The following is a 1,164-nucleotide window of genomic DNA, read 5'->3' on the forward strand; positions in this document are numbered from 1 at the left end:
TTGCCTTTCACCATTGAAATCAATACACCATTTTGACGTGATACAACTTCACCAGCTTTAACTACATCATAACGATCAAATACAGATGTCATGATACCGCTACCTGATGTAAGCGTAAGGAACTGACCACGGAAACCAATCAAACCGCGCGACGGCACTGAGAACTCGAGTTTTACGCGACCTTTGCCGTCTGGCTCCATGTTAGTCAACTCAGCCTTACGCAAACCAAGCTCTTCCATGATCGAACCCTGATGCTGATCTTCAACATCAATTACTACGTTCTCGTAGGGCTCCATCATCACGCCATCGATTTCTTTCTCGATAACTTCTGGACGAGATACTGCTAGTTCAAAGCCTTCACGACGCATTGTTTCGATCAAAACTGAAAGGTGAAGCTCACCACGACCGCTCACAACAAACTTATCAGCTGTATCGCCCTGCTCAACACGCAATGCTACATTATGGATAAGCTCTTGATCTAAACGATCTTTGATATTTCGTGAAGTTACGAACTTGCCTTCGAGACCAGCAAACGGCGAATCGTTTACTTGGAAGGTCATGCTTACTGTTGGCTCATCAACACTTAGCGCCGGCAATGCTTCAACATTTGCTGGATCACATAAAGTATCTGAAATGCTTAATCCGTCGATACCATTAATACACACAATATCGCCCGCACTCGCCAAATCAGTATCCACACGATCAAGACCATGATAACCCTTCACGTTAAGAACCTTACCTTTACGCTCGTTGCCATCTGCTTGCTTAACAATAACTTGCTGATTAGGCGACAGCGTTCCGCGCGTGATGCGTCCAATACCAATAACACCTACATATGAATCATAATCCAATGCAGAGATTTGCATTTGGAAAGAACCCTCAGGGTCAACTTTTGGCGCTGGAACTTGATCAACGATCATTTGAAACAATGGCGTCATGTCTTCTGCCATTTCTTCCGGATCATCTCCCGCAATACCATTCAATGCAGACGCATAAATCACAGGGAAGTCTAACTGCTCATCGGTTGCACCGAGTCGATCAAACAAGTCGAACACCTGATCCATTACCCAATCAGGACGCGCACCCGGACGGTCAATCTTGTTGATAACAACAATCGGGTTCAAACCTTTCTCAAACGCCTTTGACGTTACAAAACGCGTCTGT

Annotated in this window: 1 protein-coding gene; it reads right to left on the reverse strand. The window is 45.1% G+C overall.

Translation table 11 applies throughout. The features are described 5' to 3' along the window. The coding region (locus A3739_RS12940; RefSeq protein WP_231877076.1) for a GTP-binding protein at window positions 1-1,164 on the reverse strand (1,164 nt) is incomplete at both ends.

It is taken from the genome of Oleiphilus sp. HI0067, from assembly GCF_001635735.1.